The sequence below is a fragment of the Mycolicibacterium duvalii genome, assembly GCF_010726645.1.
In the GTDB taxonomy this organism is placed as follows: Bacteria; Actinomycetota; Actinomycetes; order Mycobacteriales; family Mycobacteriaceae; genus Mycobacterium; species Mycobacterium duvalii.
Map to the genome: position 1 here is coordinate 3,348,776 of NZ_AP022563.1, position 17,932 is coordinate 3,366,707.

The following is a 17,932-nucleotide window of genomic DNA, read 5'->3' on the forward strand; positions in this document are numbered from 1 at the left end:
GACCCTAGAACACCCGGTTCTTGCGGTACCGCCGGTATCACCTTACTGTCGGGCCCATGAGCCTTCGCGCACCGATCCACCTCGGATCCGGGGAGCCTGTGTTGCTCCTGCACCCGTTCATGATGTCGCAGAACGTGTGGAAGGGCGTCGCGCCGCGGCTGGCCGACACGGGCCGCTACGAGGTGCTCGCCCCGACCATGCCCGGCCACAACGGCGGGGTGAAAGGCCGGTTCTTCCTGGACACCGCGGAGCTGGCCGACGACATGGAGCGCCGGATGGACGAGCTGGGCTGGGAGACCGCCCACATCGTCGGCAATTCGCTGGGCGGCTGGGTGGCCTTCGAGCTCGAGCGCCGGGGCCGGGCCCGCTCGCTGACGGCGATCGCCCCCGCCGGGGGCTGGCACCGGTGGTCGCTGCCCAAGTACGAGATCGTGTTCAAGTTCCTGATGGGCGCCCCGGTGTGGATCACCGCCAAGGTGTTCGGCCCGCGCGCGGCGCGGCTGCCGGGGGCGCGCGTGCTGGCCAGCGTGCCGTGCAGCGCCACCCCGGACGGCATCAGCGACGACGACCTGCGCGACATCATCGACGACGTCACTCACTGCGCGGCCTACTACCAGCTGCTGATCAAGGCGCTGCTGCTGCCCGGGCTGATGGAACTCGCCGACACCAACATCCCCACCCACATGGTGATCTGCGAAAAGGACCGGGTGCTGCCGCATCCCCGGTTCGTCAACCACTTCCGCAAGCACCTGCCCGGCACCACCCGCTACACCGAGCTCGACGCGGTCGGTCACATCCCGATGTTCGAGGCCCCCGAGCTGATCGCCGGGCTGATCCTCGACTTCCTCGACGACCAGGCCGACCCCAACAAGGCGATCGGCTGACGCACGTCGCGGGCAGGCCTGTTGGCACGATCGGTGCTGCCTGAGATAGAGTTCGATTCGGTCATGAGTGCCAGCGTCAAGCCCCGGCTTGCTGGCCGGCAACCCTCCAACCGCGGTGGGGTGCCCCGGGAGACGACCAGGTTGAGTAGCCGCACACGGCTATAAGGCAAGCGCGGGTCCGCCGCGAAACGGGCCCCTGTTTCACGGAGGAGCACGTCGATGACGCAATCAGACCCCAGTTCGCACTGGTCGTTCGAGACCAAACAGGTCCACGCCGGCCAGACGCCCGACGCCGCGACCAACGCGCGGGCCCTGCCGATCTACCAGACCACCAGCTACGTCTTCCGCGACACCGACCATGCGGCGGCGCTGTTCGGCCTGGCCGAGCCCGGCAACATCTACACCCGCATCATGAACCCGACCACCGACGTCGTCGAGCAGCGCATCGCGGCGCTCGAAGGCGGAGTGGCGGCGTTGTTCCTGGCCTCCGGTCAGGCAGCCGAGACCTTCGCGATCCTGAACCTGGCCAAGGCCGGGGACCACATCGTCTCCAGCCCGCGCCTCTACGGCGGTACCTACAACCTGTTCCACTACTCGCTGCCCAAGCTCGGCATCGAGGTCAGCTTCGTCGACGATCCCGACGACCCGCAGTCCTGGCGTGCCGCGGCGAGGCCCAACACCAAGGCGTTCTTCGCCGAGACGATCTCCAATCCGCAGATCGATGTGCTCGACATTCCGTCGGTCGCCGCGGTGGCCCATGACCACGGGGTGCCGCTGATCGTCGACAACACCATCGCCACCCCGTACCTGATCCAGCCGCTGAGCCACGGCGCCGACATCGTCGTGCACTCGGCCACGAAGTACCTGGGCGGGCACGGCTCGGCGATCGCGGGCGTCCTCGTAGACGGCGGCACCTTCGACTGGACCAACGGGCGCTTCCCGGGTTTCACCGAGCCCGACCCCAGCTACCACGGCGTGGTGTTCGCCGAACTGGGACCGCCGGCCTTCGCGCTCAAGGCGCGCGTGCAGCTGTTGCGCGACCTGGGCAGTGCCGCCTCACCGTTCAACGCGTTCCTGATCGCCCAGGGCCTGGAAACGCTGAGCCTGCGCATGGAACGTCATGTGGCCAACGCCGAGCGGGTCGCCGCCTACCTCGACGACCACGCCGACGTGGTGTCGGTCAACTACGCGGGACTGCCGTCCTCGCCGTGGCATGAGCTGGCAAAGAAGCTGGCGCCCAAGGGAACCGGCGCAGTGCTGGCCTTCGAGCTGGCCGGCGGCGTCGAGGCGGGCAAGGCGTTCGTCAACGCGCTGACGCTGCACAGCCACGTCGCCAACATCGGGGACGTCCGGTCACTGGTGATCCACCCGGCCTCCACCACCCACGCCCAGCTCTCCCCCGAGGAGCAGTTGTCCACCGGCGTCACACCGGGATTGGTGCGCCTGGCGGTCGGCATCGAAGGCATCGACGACATCCTCGCCGACCTCGAGCAGGGCTTCGCCGCGGCCAAACCGTACCTGGGCGGCAGCGCCGCCACCGATCCGAACACCGTGGCGTCGTTCTAAGAGGCGAGCTGACGTGACCATCGTGGATGTATCTGCCGACGACCGCGCGACACTGCCGCCCGAGGGCGAGATCGGCGTCGTCGACATCGGCGCGCTGACGCTGGAGAACGGCACTGTCATCGAGGATGTGTCGATCGCGGTGCAGCGCTGGGGCGAACTGTCCCCCAACCGGGACAACGTCGTGGTGGTGCTGCACGCACTCACCGGCGACTCGCACATCGTCGGCCCCGCCGGCCCGAACCACCCGACCGCTGGATGGTGGGACGGCATCGCCGGGCCCGGTGCGCCGATCGACACCGACCGGTGGTGCGCGATCTCGACCAACGTGCTCGGCGGCTGCCGCGGGTCAACCGGCCCGAGCACCGAGGCTCCCGACGGAAAGCCCTGGGGCTCGCGGTTTCCGGCGATCTCCATCCGCGATCAGGTGGCCGCCGACGTGGCCGCGCTGGAACGGCTGGGGATCACCGAGGTGGCCGCGGTGATGGGCGGCTCGATGGGCGGCGCGCGGGCCCTGGAGTGGATCGTCACCCACCCACAGGGGGTGCGCGCGGCGCTGGTCCTCGCCGTCGGAGCGCGGGCCACCGCCGACCAGATCGGCACCCAGAGCACCCAGGTCGCCGCGATCAGGTCGGACCCGGACTGGCTCGGCGGGGACTACCACGGCACCGGACGCAGTCCCGAGGCCGGGCTGCAGGTCGCCCGACGCATCGCGCACCTGACCTATCGCGGCGAGGTCGAACTCGACGAGCGGTTCAGCAACGATGCGCAGACCGGTGAGGACCCGGGTTCCGGCGGCCGCTACGCGGTACAGAGCTACCTCGAGCATCAGGGCCGAAAGCTGGTGCGGCGCTTCGATGCCGGAACCTACGTCACGTTGACCGACGCATTGTCGAGCCACGACGTCGGCCGCGGCCGCGGGGGCATCGAGGCTGCGCTGCGCGGCTGCCCGGTGCCGACGCTGGTCGGCGGCATCACCTCCGACCGGCTCTACCCGTTGCGGCTGCAGGCCGAGCTGGCCGAATTGCTGCCCGGGTGCGACGGATTGGATGTCGTGGACTCCGAGTTCGGTCATGACGGCTTCCTGCTCGAGACCGACGCCGTCGGCAAGCTGATCCGCCGCACGCTGGAGCTGGCGAGCCGGTGACCGACGCGCCCGAGCCGCGGTCGTTGTCATTCGGCGCCCAGGCCGCGGCTTACGAGCGGGGGCGTCCGTCCTACCCGCCGGAATCGATCGACTGGCTGTTGCCCGCCGGGGTCCGTGACGTACTCGACCTCGGCGCGGGCACCGGCAAATTGACCACCCGGCTGGTCGAGCGAGGTCTCGACGTGGTGGCCGTCGACCCGATTCCCGAGATGCTCGAGGTACTGAGTAGCTCGCTGCCCGACACTCCGGCGCTGCTGGGCACCGCCGAGGAGATTCCGCTGCCCGATGCGAGCGTCGACGCCGTACTGGTGGCGCAGGCCTGGCACTGGTTCGACCCGCATCGCGCGGTCAAGGAAGTCGCTCGGGTGCTGCGGCCCGGCGGCCGCCTCGGGCTGGTGTGGAACAACCGCGACGAACGCCTGGGCTGGGTGAAGGAGCTGGGCGAGATCATCGGCCACGAGGTGGATCCGTTCAGCCAGACCGCCGACCTGCCAGCGCCTTTCGGTGACATCGAGCGCCACCAGGTGGAGTGGACGAACTACCTGACCCCGCAGGCGCTGATCGACCTGGTCGCGTCGCGCAGCTATTGCATCACCTCGCCCGAGCAGGTCCGTACCCGCACCCTGGAGCAGGTCCGCGAACTGCTGGCCACTCATCCGGCGCTGTCCAACGGCACCGGCCTCGCGCTGCCGTACATCACGGTGTGCATCCGCGCGACGCTGGGCTGACCGCGACGGCGCCACCGCGGAGGTCAGGCGGCTCTCGTCCGCTCGCGGATCGCCGTGCGCAGGCCGCGTTTCGGCGTGCCCGGCGCGCGCTCGATGCGCCGGAAGCGCCGCTCGGAGTGCGTCTCGGGGGCGTCGTCGCTGTCTGCCTTCAGGTACTTGTCGGGTACCGCGAGCTTGAGGATCGTCCAGAACGACTGCCAGTACTGCCGCAGTAACGGCCCGGTGGTGTAGGGCAGGTCGTACTTCTCGCACAGCTCGCGAATCCGCACGCTCATCTCGGCGTACCGATTGCTCGGCAGGTCCGGGAACAGATGGTGCTCGATCTGGTAGCACAGGTTGCCGCTCATGAACGCCATGACGGGACCGGCGTGGAAGTTCGCCGACCCCAGCATCTGTCGCAGGTACCACTCCCCGCGGGTCTCGTTCTCGAACTCCTCTACGGTGAACTTCTCCGCCCCGTCGGGGAAGTGTCCGCAGAAGATCACCATGTAGGCCCAGTAGTTCCGGATCAGGTTGGCCACCGCGTTGCACTTGAGCGTGTGCTTCCAGTTGGTTCCGGCCAGCGCCGGGAACACGATGTAGTCCTTGCCGACCTGCTTGGCGATCTTGCGGCCCATCACGCGCATGTCCTTGCGCGCCTGCGCCCAGGTCTTCTCCTTCTTGCGGATCTTGTCGACCTCGATGTGGTGCGCGGCGACACCCCACTCGAACAGCGTTCCGAGCAACAGGTTGTAGATCGGATTGCCGATCATCCACCGCTCCCACGGTTCGTCGCGGGTGACCCGCATGATGCCGTAGCCGACATCGCTGTCGAGGCCGACCACGTTGGTGTACTTGTGGTGCACGTAGTTGTGCGAGTACTTCCACTGCGACGACGGACAGGTGGTGTCCCACTCCCATTCGGTGGAGTGCACCTCCGGATCGTTCATCCAGTCCCACTGCCCGTGAATGACGTTGTGCCCCAGCTCCATGTTCTCGATGATCTTGGCCGAGGCCAGCATCGCGGTGCCGGCGATCCGGGCGATCCGACTGCTGCTCGCGAACAGCGCGAGACGCCCCCCGGCGGCCAGCGCGCGCTGGAGCTGGATGGTGCGCCGGACGTAGCGGGCGTCGCGCTCCCCTCGGGACTCCTCGACGTCGGCCCGGAGCTGGTCGAGTTCGGCTGCGAGCGCGTCGATGTCCTCGTCGGTGAGATGCGCGTAGACCTTGATGTCGGTGATCGCCATGAAACTCTCCTCAGATCTTGATGGTGCAGTCGCCGGACGCGGTGGACACGCATGTCTGGATGCGGTCGCCCGCACCGTGTTCCTGCCCGGAGCGGATGTCCCGGACGTGCCCCTCCTCGAGCGGGAGCACGCAGGTCTGGCAGATACCCATGCGGCAACCGAAAGGCATCTGGATACCGACGTCCTCGCCGGCTTGCAGGATCGTGGTGGCACCGTCGATCTCGACGGTCTTGTCCGAAATCCCGAAACGCAGGGTGCCGCCCTCGCCGCCCTTGTCGGTGGCGGCGATCGTGAACCGCTCCATGTGCAGCTGGTCAGCCAGATCATGGTCTTCCCAGACTTTTTCGGCTGCATCCAGCATCGCTGACGGTCCGCATATCCACGCTGAGCGGTCCCGCCAGTCCTCGACGATCCGGTCGAGCTCGTCGATCTCGACCTTGCCGTCACGCTCGGTCAGCTGTAGATGGAGACGGTAGCCGCGCTGCTCACGTTCGAAGTCCCGCAGCTCGTCGTGGAAGATCACCGACTCCGCCGAAGGCGCGGAGTGCACGTGCACGATGTCGGGGTGCTGCCCGCGGGCACGCAGAGACCGGAGCATCGCCATGATCGGGGTGATGCCGCTTCCCGCAGTGATGAACAGCAGCGATTCGGGCGGCGGATCGGGCAGGGTGAACTCCCCCTGCGGGGCGGCCAGCCGGATGATCGTCCCCGGTTCGACGCCACCGACGAGGTGGGTGGACAGGAAGCCCTCGGGGGTCGCCTTGACGGTGATCGAAATCTCGCCCTCGGCCTGCTCGGGCACCGAGGTGAGCGAGTACGACCGCCAGTGCCACCGGCCGTCGACCCGCAGACCGATGCCGACATATTGGCCGGGCTGGTAGTCGCGCGCGAAGCCCCAGCCGGGACGGATGATCACCGTCGCGGAATCCTCGGTCTCGGCACGGACTTCGACGATCTCACCGCGCAGTTCTCGTGCTGACCAGAGCGGATTGAGCAACGACAGGTAGTCGTCAGGCAGCAGGGGTGTCGTCGCGCGAGCGGCGAGCCCGCGGATCATGTTGACCCAGCCTCCGGTCGGCGCCTCGACGTCGCGCGCCGGCGCCTTGGTCCAGCGGGTCACGCTCTTCACCAGTCCGGCCATGTCCCTCCCTCGATCGCACTACGGACCGTCGCTGTGACTGCAGTCACAGCGACGGCTGACGCACCAGAGATATCCCTACCTGTCGGTAACTAAACATTCGTTCACTGAAACTTGAGGGCCGCCGCCCGCCAACACCGCGAGAGTGCACACACGGTCGTGATCGCGCAGGAATCACGACCGTGGTCTCACTTTCGCGAGCAAAAGCCGAGCCGCGAGCAAAAGAGAGGAACTCTCAGCTGGTGCCCAGCGGGTCGATGGTCCAGGCGATGTAGAGCATCGCCGCGCTCACCGACGCGGTGGTGACGAAGTCCACGGTGCGGGTGCGCACCGCCAGCAGCCCGGCCCGCTCTTCGGGCAGCGTCAGCCGAAGTCCCGCCGCGACGGCCACCCCGAGCGCCATCACCAGCGCGCCGCGGCGCCAGAAGCCCGCGGCGACCAGCGCGAACGCCGCCACCAGAAACAGCGCGACCAGCAGGATCGGCCACTGCCCGGAGAAGACTTTGCGGACGGACTGCCTGGCGGTCACAACCCGGCCAGGACCTCGGCCCGCTCGACCACATTGGTCAGCAGGAACGCCCGCGTGAGCGGTCCGACACCGCCCGGGTTCGGCGACACGTGACCCGCAACCTCCCACACGTCCGGCGCCACGTCGCCGACGAGCTTGCCGTTCTCGTCGCGGCTGACCCCGACGTCGACGACGGCGGCCCCCTCACGAACCATCTCGCCGGTCACCATGTGCGGCACCCCGGCCGCGGCGATGATGATGTCGGCCTCGCGGGTGATCTGCGGCAGATGCCGGGTCGCGGTGTGGCACAAGGTGACCGTCGCATTCTCCGAGCGGCGGGTCAGCAGCAGCCCGAGCGGACGCCCGACGGTGACACCACGCCCGATGACCACCGCGTGCGCGCCGGCGATCTCCACCTGAAAGCGGCGCAGCAGGTGCACGATCCCGCGCGGCGTGCACGGCAGCGGCGCCGGCTCGTTGAGCACCAGCCGCCCGAGGTTGGTCGGATGCAGCCCGTCGGCGTCCTTGCCGGGGTCGACCCGCTCCAGCGCGGCGTTCTCGTTGAGGTGCCTGGGCAGCGGCAATTGCACGATGTAGCCGGTGCATTCCGGGTTGGCGTTGAGCTCGTCGAGCGTGGCCTCCAGCTCGGCCTGGCTGATGTCGGCGGGCAGGTCGCGGCGGATCGAGTTGATGCCGACCTTCGCGCAGTCGGAGTGCTTGCCCCGCACGTAGGCCTGCGAGCCGGGATCGTCGCCGACCAGCACCGTTCCCAGCCCGGGCGTGCGTCCGGCCTCGGCGAGGCGCGCGACGCGCTCTTTCAGATCGACGAAGATCTCATCGCGCGTGGCCTTACCGTCCAAAGTGATTGCACCCACGGCGTTCATTCTGACAGCAGGCATGGGAAGCTCCTGTTATGGCAGCCCCGCACGACGTGTTCGCCCCGGCCAAGCTCGGTCCGTTGACCCTGCGTAACCGGATCATCAAAGCCGCGACGTTCGAGGCCGCGACCCCGAACGCCGTCGTCACCGAGGACCTGATCACCTACCACCGGCTGCCCGCCGCCGGCGGGGTCGGGATGACCACGGTGGCCTACTGCGCGGTCGCGCCGGGCGGGCGCACCGACGGCTGGCAGATCTGGATGCGTCCGGAAGCCGTACCGGGACTGCGCCGGCTCACCGATGCGATCCACAACGAAGGCGCGGCGATCAGCGCCCAGATCGGCCACGCCGGTCCGGTGGCCAACGCCCGCACCAACAAGGCGCCCGCGCTGGCGCCGGTGCGGTTCTTCAACCCGCTGTCGATGCGCTTCGCCCGCAAAGCCAGCCGCGAGGACATCGCCGAGGTGACCGAGCTGCACGCCAACGCCGCGCGGCTGGCCATCGAATCCGGTTTCGACGCGGTGGAGATCCACCTCGGCCACAACTACCTGGCCAGCTCGTTCTTGTCGCCGCTGATCAACCGCCGCACCGACGAGTTCGGCGGCTCGCTGGAGAACCGGGCCAAGGTGGCCCGCGGCGTGGTGCGGGCGGTGCGTCATGCCGTCGGCGACCGGATCGCGGTCACGGCGAAGATGAACATGTCCGACGGCGTACGCGGCGGTATCACGCTGGAGGAATCGCTGCAGACCGCCAAATGGCTCGAGGAGGACGGCGGGCTCGACGCGCTGGAACTGACCGCCGGCAGTTCGCTGCTCAACCCGATGTTCCTGTTCCGCGGCGGCGCGCCGGTCAAGGAGTTCTCCAAGGCGTTCAAACCGCCGCTGTCCTGGGGCATCCGGATGACCGGCAAGAAGTTCATGCGGGAGTACCCGTACCACGAGGCCTATCTGATGCGCGACGCCAAGAAGTTCCGCGACGAGCTGACGATGCCGCTGATCCTGCTGGGCGGCATCACCAACCGGCAGACCATGGATAAAGCGATGGCCGAGGGCTTCGACTTCGTCGCGATGGGCCGCGCGCTGCTGGCCGAGCCCGACCTGCTCAACCGGATTCAGGCCGACGCCGCCGTGCAGTCGATCTGCGACCACTGCAACCTCTGCATGCCGACCATCTACAGCCACACCTACTGCGTGCGCACCGGGTCGCCGTCCCCGGTCAGCTCGGGGCGATGAGCGCCCGCGCGCAGTCCTCGACGATCTGCTCGGCACCGGGCGGCACGGTCTGACGCGGACGCTGCGCGCGTCGCACCATCGCCAGCGGCACGTCGATCAGCGCAGCGCTGACCCGGCCAGTGTCCTCGGCAAGCTCCGCGAAGGCCTTGCGCTGCTTGCGCTGCAGGCGTTTGCGCCGGTTACTCAGCGTCTCCGGCCACTCGCCGAGGCCGAGCGCAGCCGCACCGGTCAGCAGCACCTGGGCTTGCGCCGGGTGGTCCCGGCACCAGGCCAGCACCCGCCGCGCGGCGGCCACACAGCGCTGTTGCGGGTCACCGGGTTCGGCCAGCGCGGTCAGCAGCTCGGCGACGAAACGTTCCTCGGTGCGCAGCCACAACTCCCCGCACAACGCCGCCCGCGACGGGAACCGGTGATACACCGAACCGCTGGGCGCCCCACACGAACGCGCCACCGCCGACATCGTCACCGCCGCAGCGCCGTCGGCGGCCAGCAGGGCGGCAGCGGCGTCAAGCAGATCATCGACGGAATATCGGGCAGGCCGCGGCATCGCTCCACCCTAAAGTAGAGATTGCTCTCTAAAATGGCGATCAGCCGGGCGGAGAACCGCCGAGCGGCTCGATCACCATCGCCTGCAGCAGCTTTGACGACCGAGGTGAGCAGCACACGTCACGGGCGTGTCGCGGTTGGGGCGACAACTCGATAACGGAGCGGCCACAGATCATCCCCAGCGCAGGCGGCGCGGCCCGGCCGCTGCGACTACCGATAGAGTTGCCAGCGATGAGCCGACCAGCTGCCCCCACGCTGACGGTTCGGTACGACGGATCCACCCGCACCTTCGCCGCCGGCAACGACGTCGTCATCGGCCGCGACCTGCGCGCCGACGTCCGGATCGCCCACCCGTTGATCTCGCGCGCCCACCTCGTGCTGCGGTCCGACCAGGGCCGCTGGGTCGCGATCGACAACGGCAGCCTCAACGGCATGTACCTCAACGGCCGGCGTGTTCCCGCGGCCGACATCACCGACGGCCAGCAGATCTACCTCGGCAACCCCGACGGACCCCGGCTGACCTTCGAGGTGGGCCGCCATCAGGGCTCGGCCGGAACGCCGCCGACCAGTGCGGTGCCGGCCGCCGGCCGCAGCGTGACCCGCCCCGGCCTGCAGCCCGGCCAACCGAGTCAGCCCACCCACACCCGCCCCGCCGGCCCGCGGCCACCACAGCCCGCACCCGGCTACCAGCCCACCGGGCCGATCAGCCGTCCGCCGACCGCGCCGCCGCGCGCAGCCCGGCAGGCGCCGTCTCCGATCAGCTCCCCGGACCTCGAGTCGGTCACCATGATGGGCCCGTCCGCGGCCCCGCGCTCCGGGGACGGCAACCTCGCCACCAGCATGCTCAAGATCCTGCGGCCCGGTAAACCCGCCGAGGCGCCGCCCGGATCGGTGCGGATAGGCCGCGCCAGCGACAACGACATCGTGATCCCCGACGTGCTGGCCTCGCGCCACCACGCCACCCTGGTGCCCACCCTCGACGGCACCGAGATCCGGGACAACCGCAGCATCAACGGCACCTTCGTCAACGGCACCCGCGTGGACACGGCGATGCTCAACGAAGGCGACATCGTCACCATCGGCAACGTCGACCTCGTCTTCCGCGGCGCGATGCTGGTGCGGCGCACCGAGACCGCGGCCGACACCGCAACCGGCGGCCTCGACGTGCATGGGGTGACCTGGACGATCGAGAACAACAAGACCCTGTTGGACAACATCTCGATGTCGGCGCGGCCGGGCACGCTGACCGCCATCATCGGGCCGTCGGGCGCCGGCAAGTCCACGCTCGCGCGGCTGATCGCCGGCTACACCCACCCGACCAGCGGGCAGGTGTCGTTCGAAGGCCACAACGTGCACGCCGAGTACGCCTCGCTGCGCTCCCGGATCGGCATGGTGCCGCAGGACGACGTGGTGCACGGACAGCTCACCGTGCGGCAGGCGCTGATGTACGCCGCCGAGCTGCGGCTGCCCCCCGACACCACCAAGGCCGACCGTGAGCAGGTCGTCAACGAGGTGCTCGAAGAGCTCGAGATGACCAAACACCTCGACACCCGGGTCGAAAAGCTCTCCGGCGGCCAGCGCAAACGCGCGTCGGTGGCGCTGGAATTGCTGACCGGCCCGTCGCTGCTGATCCTCGACGAACCGACCTCCGGCCTGGACCCGGCACTGGACCGGCAGGTGATGACGATGCTGCGCCAGCTCGCCGACGCCGGCCGCGTCGTGCTCGTCGTCACCCACTCGCTGACCTACCTCGACGTCTGCGACGACGTGCTGCTGCTGGCCCCGGGCGGCAAGACCGCGTTCTACGGGCCGCCGGATCAGATCGGCCCGTCGATGGGCACCACCAACTGGGCCGACATCTTCAGCTCCGTGGCCGGCGACCCCGACGCCGCCCACGACCGGTACCTGGCCCGCAACGGACCGCCGCCTCCCTTGCCTGCGTCCCAGACCCCGGCCGATCTGGGCAACCCGACGCGCACCAGCCTGGGCCGGCAGCTCTCGACGATCGCGCGGCGCCAGATTCGGCTCGTGGTGTCCGACCGCGGCTACTTCGCGTTCTTGATGATGCTGCCGTTCATCATGGGCGTGCTGTCGCTGTCGGTGCCCGGCGACGTCGGCTTCGGCGTGCCCGTCCCGGCGATCCAGGGCGGCGAGGCCCCCAACGAACCCGGCCAGATTCTGGTGATGCTCAACGTCGGCGCGATCTTCATGGGCACGGCGCTGACAATCCGCGCGCTGATCGGCGAACGCGCCATCTTCCGCCGCGAGCAGGCCGTCGGGCTGTCGACGTCGGCGTACCTGCTGGCCAAGGTCGCCGTGTTCACGGTGTTCGCGATCATCCAATCGGCGATCGTGACGACCATCGCGATCCTCGGCAAGGGCTTCGGTCCCGGTGCGGTCGAGCGCGGCGCGGTGCTGGGCAGCCCCGGCTTCGAGCTGTTCATCGACATCGCGGCCACCTGCGTCGCATCGGCGATGGTGGGCCTGGCGCTGTCCGCCCTGGCCCGGTCCGCCGAGCAGATCATGCCGTTGCTGGTGGTCGCGGTCATGAGCCAGTTGGTGTTCTCGGGCGGGATGATCCCGGTGACCGACCGCATCGTGCTGGACCAGATGTCGTGGGCCACGCCCGCCCGCTGGGGGTTCGCGTCGTCGGCGTCGACGATCGACCTGATCCGGCTGGTTCCCGGACCGCTGACCCCGCAGGACCGGCACTGGGAGCACACCTCCGGGGCATGGCTGTTCGACATGGCGATGCTGGTCCTGATCAGCGTGTTCTACCTGAGTTACGTGCGCTGGAGGATCCGGCTGAACTCGGCCTGACCATGGCGGTTGTCGTCATCGTCAATAAAAGACTGCCGTTTTTCCGGGAGTTTGCGGCACGATGTGCCAGATTTCGTATCCTCACCAAGTGACGCTGATCGGGTTGGGGTCGGACGTGGTCGAAGACGCAGTGGCGCGGGAGAAGGCCCTCGACGCCGCGCTGGCCGAACTGCAGCAGTGGGGCGTCGACCGCTTCAGCATCCAGGGGGTGGCACTGCGCACCGGGCTCGACCCGGACTTCCTGCACGCGCAGTGGGACGGCGAGCAGCAGCTGATCATCGACGCATTGTCGAGCTACAGCCAAATGATGATCACCCCACCTGACACCGGCTCCCTGCACGGCGACCTCACCGAACTGGCCCTGGCGCTCGCCGGCTACCTCAACGAGCCCGTCGGCCGGCGTATCGCGCGGATGCTGGTCATCGACAGCAAGTCCCTGGTCGTCGACTCCGACACCCGGATCGCGTTCTACGCGACGCGCCGGGAAGTCATCGAGGTGATCTTCCGCCGCGCCGCCGACCGAGGTGAGCTGCGGGACGACGTCAAGCCGATCGTTGCGCTGCAACTGCTGACGTCGCCCCTGCACACCTTCGCGCTCTACCGCGACGCGCCGGTCGACCCCGCGTACTGCCGTGCGGTGGCCGACCTGGTGACGCGCGCGATCGCTGCCGGCTAGTCCACCAGCCAGTCGTTGGGCGAGAACAGCTCGCAGTGCACCCGCTCGGCGGTGATGCCCTTGCCCAGCAGCTGCGCCCGGACCGCCTGCACGAAACCGTTCCCACCGCACAGGTAGACCTGCACGTCGTCGGCGAAGTCGATGTCGGCCAGGTTCATCAGGCCGGCGTGCACGCCGGGGATGCCGGCGGTCAGACCGTCCTCGTACCAGACGTCGAGCGTCGCGTGCGCCAGCTCGTCGACCAGCTCGTGCTGGCGCTCGCGCAGCGGATGGCTCCGGTCGCTGCGATCGGCGTGCAGCACCTGCACCCGGGCGTCGGGCGCGTGCGCGGCCAGGTGTTCGAGGAACCCGATCATCGGGGTGACGCCGATGCCGGCGGAGATCAGCACCAGCGGCGCGGCGCCGTCGGGGGCCGGCAGGTCGCCGAAGGGCACCGTGACGTCGAGGACGTCGCCGACGCACAGGTTGGCGGCGATCCAGCTCGACACCTCACCGGCGGGCTGCGCGCCGACCGCCCCGACCGGCTTGACGGCGAAGGTCAGCTCGCCGCCGTCCGCGGCGTTGACCAGGCTGTACTGGCGCAGCTGCCGGGCGCCGTCGGGCATCGTCACGCCCACCGAAACGTATTGACCGGGAAGGAAAGCCGAGAACGGGCGGTCCTGGGCGGCGACGGTGATCAGCACCGCTCCGGATGGGTCGTCGACCCGGGCCACCACCCGGGCCCTGCGGTAGACGTCGCCGTCGGCCACACCCGCGGCCCGGTACAGGTCGCGTTCGAGCGCGATCAGCGTGTCGGCCATGATCCAGTACACCCGGTCCCATGCCGCGGCGACGTCGGCGGTGACGGTGTCGGCGCCGAGCACCTTCACGATCGCGGCGAACAGGTGCTCGTGCACGATCGGGTATTGGTCGGCGGTCACGCCCAGCGACGCGTGCTTGTGCCCGATGCGGGAGAGTAACTCGGCCGGATGCGGCAGGTTCGGGTCGACCAGGTGGGTGGCGAAGGTCGCGATGGACGCCGCCAGCGCGCGCTGTTGCGCCCCCTGGGCCTGGTTGCCGCGGTTGAACAGATTGCGCAGCAGTTCCGGATGCGCGCCGAACATCCCGCGGTAGAACTCCGTGGTGATCTCGTCGATGTGCGCTCCGATCAGCGGCAGCGTCGCGGACACCACCTCGGCGTGCGCGGCCTCCAGCTCAACGGGAGTGGCGATGACGGTCATCGGGGATTCCTTTCATTCAACGGGGTGACACTCGGGGACATCAGGGGCAGGACCGCCAGCGCGGGGGCGCGGGCCAGGTCGCTGACGGTGTAGCGGTCCAGTTCGCGGTAGAACGCCTCTTTGGCGTCGGCCAGCGCGCGGCGCAACCGGCAGGCCGCGACCAACGGGCACGGGTTCTCGCCGCCGCATTCGATGACCTCGCGGTCGCCCTCGAGGCGGCGGACCAGCCAGCCGACCGACGCGTCGCGTCCCGCCTCGGTCAGGGTCAGTCCCCCGACCCGGCCGCGGCGGGCCGAGACCATGCCGAGTTCGACGAGCCGGGACACCGCCTTGGCGACGTGGTTCTCCGAGGCGTTGGCACCCACGGCGATCGAGCGCGTCGTGACCCGCTGTTCGTCTGCTTCGCCCGCGGCGAGCAGCATCATGGCCCGAAGGCCGAGGTCGGTGAACCGGGTGAGCTGCACACGACCGACGCTAGTAATTGCGCATTACAGATGCGACTTTTAGCGCTGTGCCGTCAAACACCCCGCCACGTGCGGTTTTTCCACCAGCTCTTTTGCGTTTTCACGCACCGGAAATGTCGAGCGCGTGCGCCGCCGCGAAGGCCAGCGCCTGGGCGGCGTCGACTTTGGCGCCCCGCAGCTGCGCGGTCGTCCACAGCGACGCGTCGACGCGCGCGCCGCGCAGATCGGCGCCCTCGAGCCGGGTGCCCTGCACCCGGGCGCCGGACAGATCAGCCCGGGCGAGCAGCGCCTCCCGCAGGTCGGTGTGGACCAGACTGGTCTCGCGCAGCCGGCAGTCCGACAGGTCGACCTTGCGCAGGTCGGCGCCGCCGAGGGAAGCCAGCGTGAACTCCACCTCGACCAGGGTCAGCGGACGCATCCGGCATTCGGTGAACGTCGACCCGAGGAACGTGCAGTGCCGGAACACGCTGTGCCACAGCGACGTCCTGCGGAAGGTGCAGTTCCGGAATGCGGAGCCGACGTGCTCCGACTCCGACATGTCCACCCCGGAGAAGTCGCATTCGGTGAACACCACCCGCTCGGTGCGCAGCCGGCTGAGGTCCTCGTCGCGGAAATCGTTTCCGGTGTACTCGCGGTCAGTTTCCAGCGGGTCCATCACCGACCAGCCATTTCGCCGGGACGTACACCCCGGCGGTGACACCGGCCTCGGGTTTGCCGGCCACCGTGCTGCGCAGCCGCACCACGAAGCCGTGCAGCGCAGCCAGCCGGCCCACGACGAAGAAGCCCATGTGGCGGGCGGTGTACGGATTGACCTCGCCGCCCGCGCGCAACCGGGTGTTGGTCACCCGCAGATCGGACTCGCTCATGCCGCTGCCAACGTCGCTGATCTCGATCACCAGTCCGCCGTTGTTGGTGTGTACGGCCGAAACCCGCACCTGCGACTGCGGCGGCGAGTAGCGCAACGCGTTGTCGAGCAGTTCGGCCAGCAGGTGCATGAGGTCCCCGGCCACCCGGCCGGCGACCATGGTGCCGGGCAGCCCGACGGTCACGCGTTCGGTGTCCTCGACCTCGGCGGCCGCGGCGCGCACCAGCACCGTCAGCGGCACCGGATCGTCCTGCTCGCGGGGAATCCGGGCGCCGGCCAGGACGAGCAGGTTCGCCGCGTTGCGACGCATCCGGGCAGCCAGGTGGTCGACGCGACGAAGGTCGGCGCGGCGGGCCGGATCGGGTTCCTCGCGCTGCAACTCGTCGACGAGCCCCTGCTGCTCGTCGATCAGCGCCCGGGTGCGCCGCGACAGGGTCTCGAACATGTCGGTCACCTGCAGCTGCAGCCGCGCCTGCTGGCCGGCCAGCGCCACCGCCTGCTCGTGGAGTTCGCTGACGGCCTGAGCGACCTGACCGATCTCCTCGGTGGTCTGCGGCGGGATGGGCTGCACCGCGAGGGGTTTGCCGCTGCTGCGCACCTCCTCTAACTCGCGGGCGAGGTCCTCGCGGGCCACCGTCAGGGCGCTGTCGCGCAGGATGTGCAGCGGACGGATCAGCGACCGCGCCACCAGGGTGACCACCACGAGGGTCAGCAGGATCGCCACGCCGACCACCACCACATCGCGCAGCGTGTCGGCGTCGGGTTCCTCGGCGGTCATACCGGTGTAGATCCGCGCGCCGCCCAGCACGCAGGCCAGCGTGAGCGGTACGACGACGATGGCGAACACCTTGATGCGCACCGGCCAGTTGGACAGCGTCCACCGCCGGTTGCCGGACGGAGCGGTCATGACGCCGTCTCGCGCCGGAGGATCGCGACGAGGAAATCGGAGTCGTCGGTGAACGGGCGCAGATCCCAGGTCGACAGCAAGAGATCGGGGGTCAGCCCGGCGGTGGCGACGTCGGCGAAGAAGTCGGCGAACGGGTAGTCGCGGCCCGCTCCGAAGCCGATCACCGCGCGGCCGTCGTCGGCCAGATGCGCCCGCAACCGGCTCAGCACCGCGACCCGGGTGCTCGGGGCCAGGAACGTCATCACGTTTCCGGCCGAGACGATCACGTCGAACGGCTCGGGAACGCCGCGCGCCGGCAGGTCGAGTTCGGCGAGGTCGCCGACGAGCCACCGGGGACCGGGGTGATCCTGTTCGGCGGCCTCGATCAGCGCGGGGTCGACGTCGACGCCGACCACCTGGTGCCCCTGCGCCGCCAGATAGCCGCCCACGCGGCCCGGACCGCAGCCGGCGTCGAGGATGCGCGCACCGCGCGACACCATCGCGTCGACCAGGCGGGCTTCACCGACGAGGTCGGCGCCTTCGCGCGCCATCGCCCGGAATCGTTCGATGTACCACTGCGAATGCCCGGGGTCGGCCTCGACCTTGCGCATCCAGTGGCTCTGCTCGGCCATGCGAGCATTGTCCCCAACCGTGCGCTGCCGCCTGACGAGAGGTCGTGTTGTGTTCCGTGTGATGTTCCATTCGCCGCGCATCGCACCCAACACCGGCAACGCGATCCGGATGGTGGCCGGCAGCGGATGCGAGCTGCATCTGGTCGAGCCGCTCGGCTTCGACCTGTCCGAACCCAAGCTGCGCCGCGCCGGTCTGGACTACCACGACCTGGCCTCGGTCACCGTGCACCCGGACCTGGAGACCGCGTGGGCGGCGCTCACCCCGGCGCGGGTGTACGCGTTCACCGCCCACGCCGGCACGTCGTTCGCCGACGTCGCCTACCGGCCGGGCGACGTATTGCTGTTCGGGCCGGAACCGACCGGGCTCGACGCCGCCACGCTGGCCGATCCGCGCATCACCGCGCAGGTGCGGATCCCGATGATCGCCGGACGACGTTCATTGAACCTGTCCAACGCAGCCGCGGTCGCGGTCTACGAGGCGTGGCGCCAGCACGGCTTCGCCGGCGCGGTGTGATGACG

Annotated in this window: 17 protein-coding genes, 1 pseudogene and 1 riboswitch; of the genes and pseudogenes, 8 read left to right on the forward strand and 10 right to left on the reverse strand. The window is 69.3% G+C overall.

From position 1 onward, the window contains the following. The first annotated feature begins 56 nt into the window (after positions 1–56). From G6N31_RS15795 to G6N31_RS15810, 4 genes are all read left to right on the forward strand, one after another. Positions 57–884, forward strand: coding sequence for an epoxide hydrolase EphH (locus tag G6N31_RS15795; RefSeq protein WP_098002265.1), 828 nt, complete (start codon positions 57–59; stop codon positions 882–884). 59 nt (positions 885–943) lie between these two features. After that, positions 944–1,063, forward strand: a riboswitch (SAM riboswitch). A gap of 40 nt (positions 1,064–1,103) precedes the next feature. Continuing rightward, positions 1,104–2,450 carry a bifunctional o-acetylhomoserine/o-acetylserine sulfhydrylase gene (locus tag G6N31_RS15800; protein ID WP_098002264.1) on the forward strand — a complete coding sequence of 449 codons (1,347 nt, stop codon included), beginning with the start codon at positions 1,104–1,106 and terminating at the stop codon, positions 2,448–2,450. A 13-nt stretch (positions 2,451–2,463) separates the two neighbouring features. Then, the gene (gene metX / locus G6N31_RS15805) at positions 2,464–3,594 is read left to right on the forward strand and encodes a homoserine O-acetyltransferase MetX (protein ID WP_098002263.1); all 1,131 of its coding nucleotides are present in this window, start codon (positions 2,464–2,466) and stop codon (positions 3,592–3,594) included. After that, complete coding sequence (locus G6N31_RS15810) at positions 3,591–4,322, forward strand: class I SAM-dependent methyltransferase (RefSeq protein WP_098002262.1); 732 nt, start codon at positions 3,591–3,593, stop codon at positions 4,320–4,322. The genes metX and G6N31_RS15810 overlap by 4 nt, the downstream gene beginning before the upstream one ends. Positions 4,323–4,345: 23 nt before the next feature. On the opposite strand, the gene G6N31_RS15815 is transcribed toward G6N31_RS15810, so the two are convergent. The 4 genes from G6N31_RS15815 to G6N31_RS15830 all read right to left on the reverse strand — a co-directional run bounded on the left by G6N31_RS15815 (position 4,346) and on the right by G6N31_RS15830 (position 8,069). Beyond that, positions 4,346–5,548: a fatty acid desaturase family protein gene (locus tag G6N31_RS15815; protein WP_098002261.1), complete on the reverse strand. Its 1,203-nt coding sequence runs from the start codon at positions 5,546–5,548 to the stop codon at positions 4,346–4,348. 10 nt (positions 5,549–5,558) lie between these two features. Beyond that, positions 5,559–6,689, reverse strand: a complete 1,131-nt coding sequence (locus G6N31_RS15820; RefSeq protein ID WP_098002260.1) for a ferredoxin reductase — start codon at positions 6,687–6,689, stop codon at positions 5,559–5,561. 232 nt (positions 6,690–6,921) lie between these two features. Continuing rightward, positions 6,922–7,215 (reverse strand): DUF3017 domain-containing protein, encoded by a 294-nt coding sequence (locus G6N31_RS15825; RefSeq protein ID WP_098002259.1) that lies wholly within the window; start codon positions 7,213–7,215, stop codon positions 6,922–6,924. After that, positions 7,212–8,069 carry a bifunctional methylenetetrahydrofolate dehydrogenase/methenyltetrahydrofolate cyclohydrolase gene (locus G6N31_RS15830; protein ID WP_179964191.1) on the reverse strand — a complete coding sequence of 286 codons (858 nt, stop codon included), beginning with the start codon at positions 8,067–8,069 and terminating at the stop codon, positions 7,212–7,214. The genes G6N31_RS15825 and G6N31_RS15830 overlap by 4 nt, the downstream gene beginning before the upstream one ends. A 38-nt stretch (positions 8,070–8,107) precedes the next feature. Here G6N31_RS15830 and G6N31_RS15835 point away from each other — a divergent pair, with 38 nt between their 5' ends. Further along, on the forward strand, positions 8,108–9,304 hold the full coding sequence (locus G6N31_RS15835) for an NADH:flavin oxidoreductase (RefSeq protein WP_098002257.1): 1,197 nt from the start codon (positions 8,108–8,110) through the stop codon (positions 9,302–9,304). Here the strand turns inward: G6N31_RS15835 and G6N31_RS15840 are convergent. Continuing rightward, a complete protein-coding gene (locus G6N31_RS15840; protein ID WP_098002256.1) occupies positions 9,288–9,851 on the reverse strand; it encodes a TetR/AcrR family transcriptional regulator in 564 nt (187 codons plus the stop codon). The two genes, G6N31_RS15835 and G6N31_RS15840, sit on opposite strands and share 17 nt — an antisense overlap. A 230-nt stretch (positions 9,852–10,081) precedes the next feature. On the opposite strand from G6N31_RS15840, the gene G6N31_RS15845 reads away from it, so the two are divergent. Next, positions 10,082–12,670 (forward strand): ATP-binding cassette domain-containing protein, encoded by a 2,589-nt coding sequence (locus G6N31_RS15845; RefSeq protein ID WP_163722215.1) that lies wholly within the window; start codon positions 10,082–10,084, stop codon positions 12,668–12,670. 88 nt (positions 12,671–12,758) lie between these two features. Then, a complete protein-coding gene (locus G6N31_RS15850; RefSeq protein WP_234815501.1) occupies positions 12,759–13,346 on the forward strand; it encodes a TetR-like C-terminal domain-containing protein in 588 nt (195 codons plus the stop codon). On the opposite strand, the gene G6N31_RS15855 is transcribed toward G6N31_RS15850, so the two are convergent. The 5 genes and pseudogenes from G6N31_RS15855 to G6N31_RS15875 form a co-directional block, all read right to left on the reverse strand. Next, a complete protein-coding gene (locus G6N31_RS15855; RefSeq protein ID WP_098006741.1) occupies positions 13,343–14,566 on the reverse strand; it encodes a globin domain-containing protein in 1,224 nt (407 codons plus the stop codon). The two genes, G6N31_RS15850 and G6N31_RS15855, sit on opposite strands and share 4 nt — an antisense overlap. Continuing rightward, positions 14,563–15,030 carry an RrF2 family transcriptional regulator gene (locus tag G6N31_RS15860; RefSeq protein WP_098006743.1) on the reverse strand — a complete coding sequence of 156 codons (468 nt, stop codon included), beginning with the start codon at positions 15,028–15,030 and terminating at the stop codon, positions 14,563–14,565. Before G6N31_RS15860 ends, G6N31_RS15855 begins: the two co-directional genes overlap by 4 nt. Before the next feature lie 100 nt (positions 15,031–15,130). Continuing rightward, complete coding sequence (locus tag G6N31_RS15865) at positions 15,131–15,685, reverse strand: pentapeptide repeat-containing protein (RefSeq protein WP_098006745.1); 555 nt, start codon at positions 15,683–15,685, stop codon at positions 15,131–15,133. A 1-nt stretch (position 15,686) separates the two neighbouring features. Further along, positions 15,687–16,643, reverse strand: a pseudogene (locus G6N31_RS15870) (sensor histidine kinase); the annotation flags it as partial. A 155-nt stretch (positions 16,644–16,798) separates the two neighbouring features. After that, positions 16,799–17,413 carry a class I SAM-dependent methyltransferase gene (locus tag G6N31_RS15875; protein ID WP_098006749.1) on the reverse strand — a complete coding sequence of 205 codons (615 nt, stop codon included), beginning with the start codon at positions 17,411–17,413 and terminating at the stop codon, positions 16,799–16,801. Positions 17,414–17,462: 49 nt separating this feature from the next. On the opposite strand from G6N31_RS15875, the gene G6N31_RS15880 reads away from it, so the two are divergent. After that, positions 17,463–17,927, forward strand: a complete 465-nt coding sequence (locus tag G6N31_RS15880) for a tRNA (cytidine(34)-2'-O)-methyltransferase (RefSeq protein WP_098006751.1) — start codon at positions 17,463–17,465, stop codon at positions 17,925–17,927. Positions 17,928–17,932: the final 5 nt, after the last annotated feature.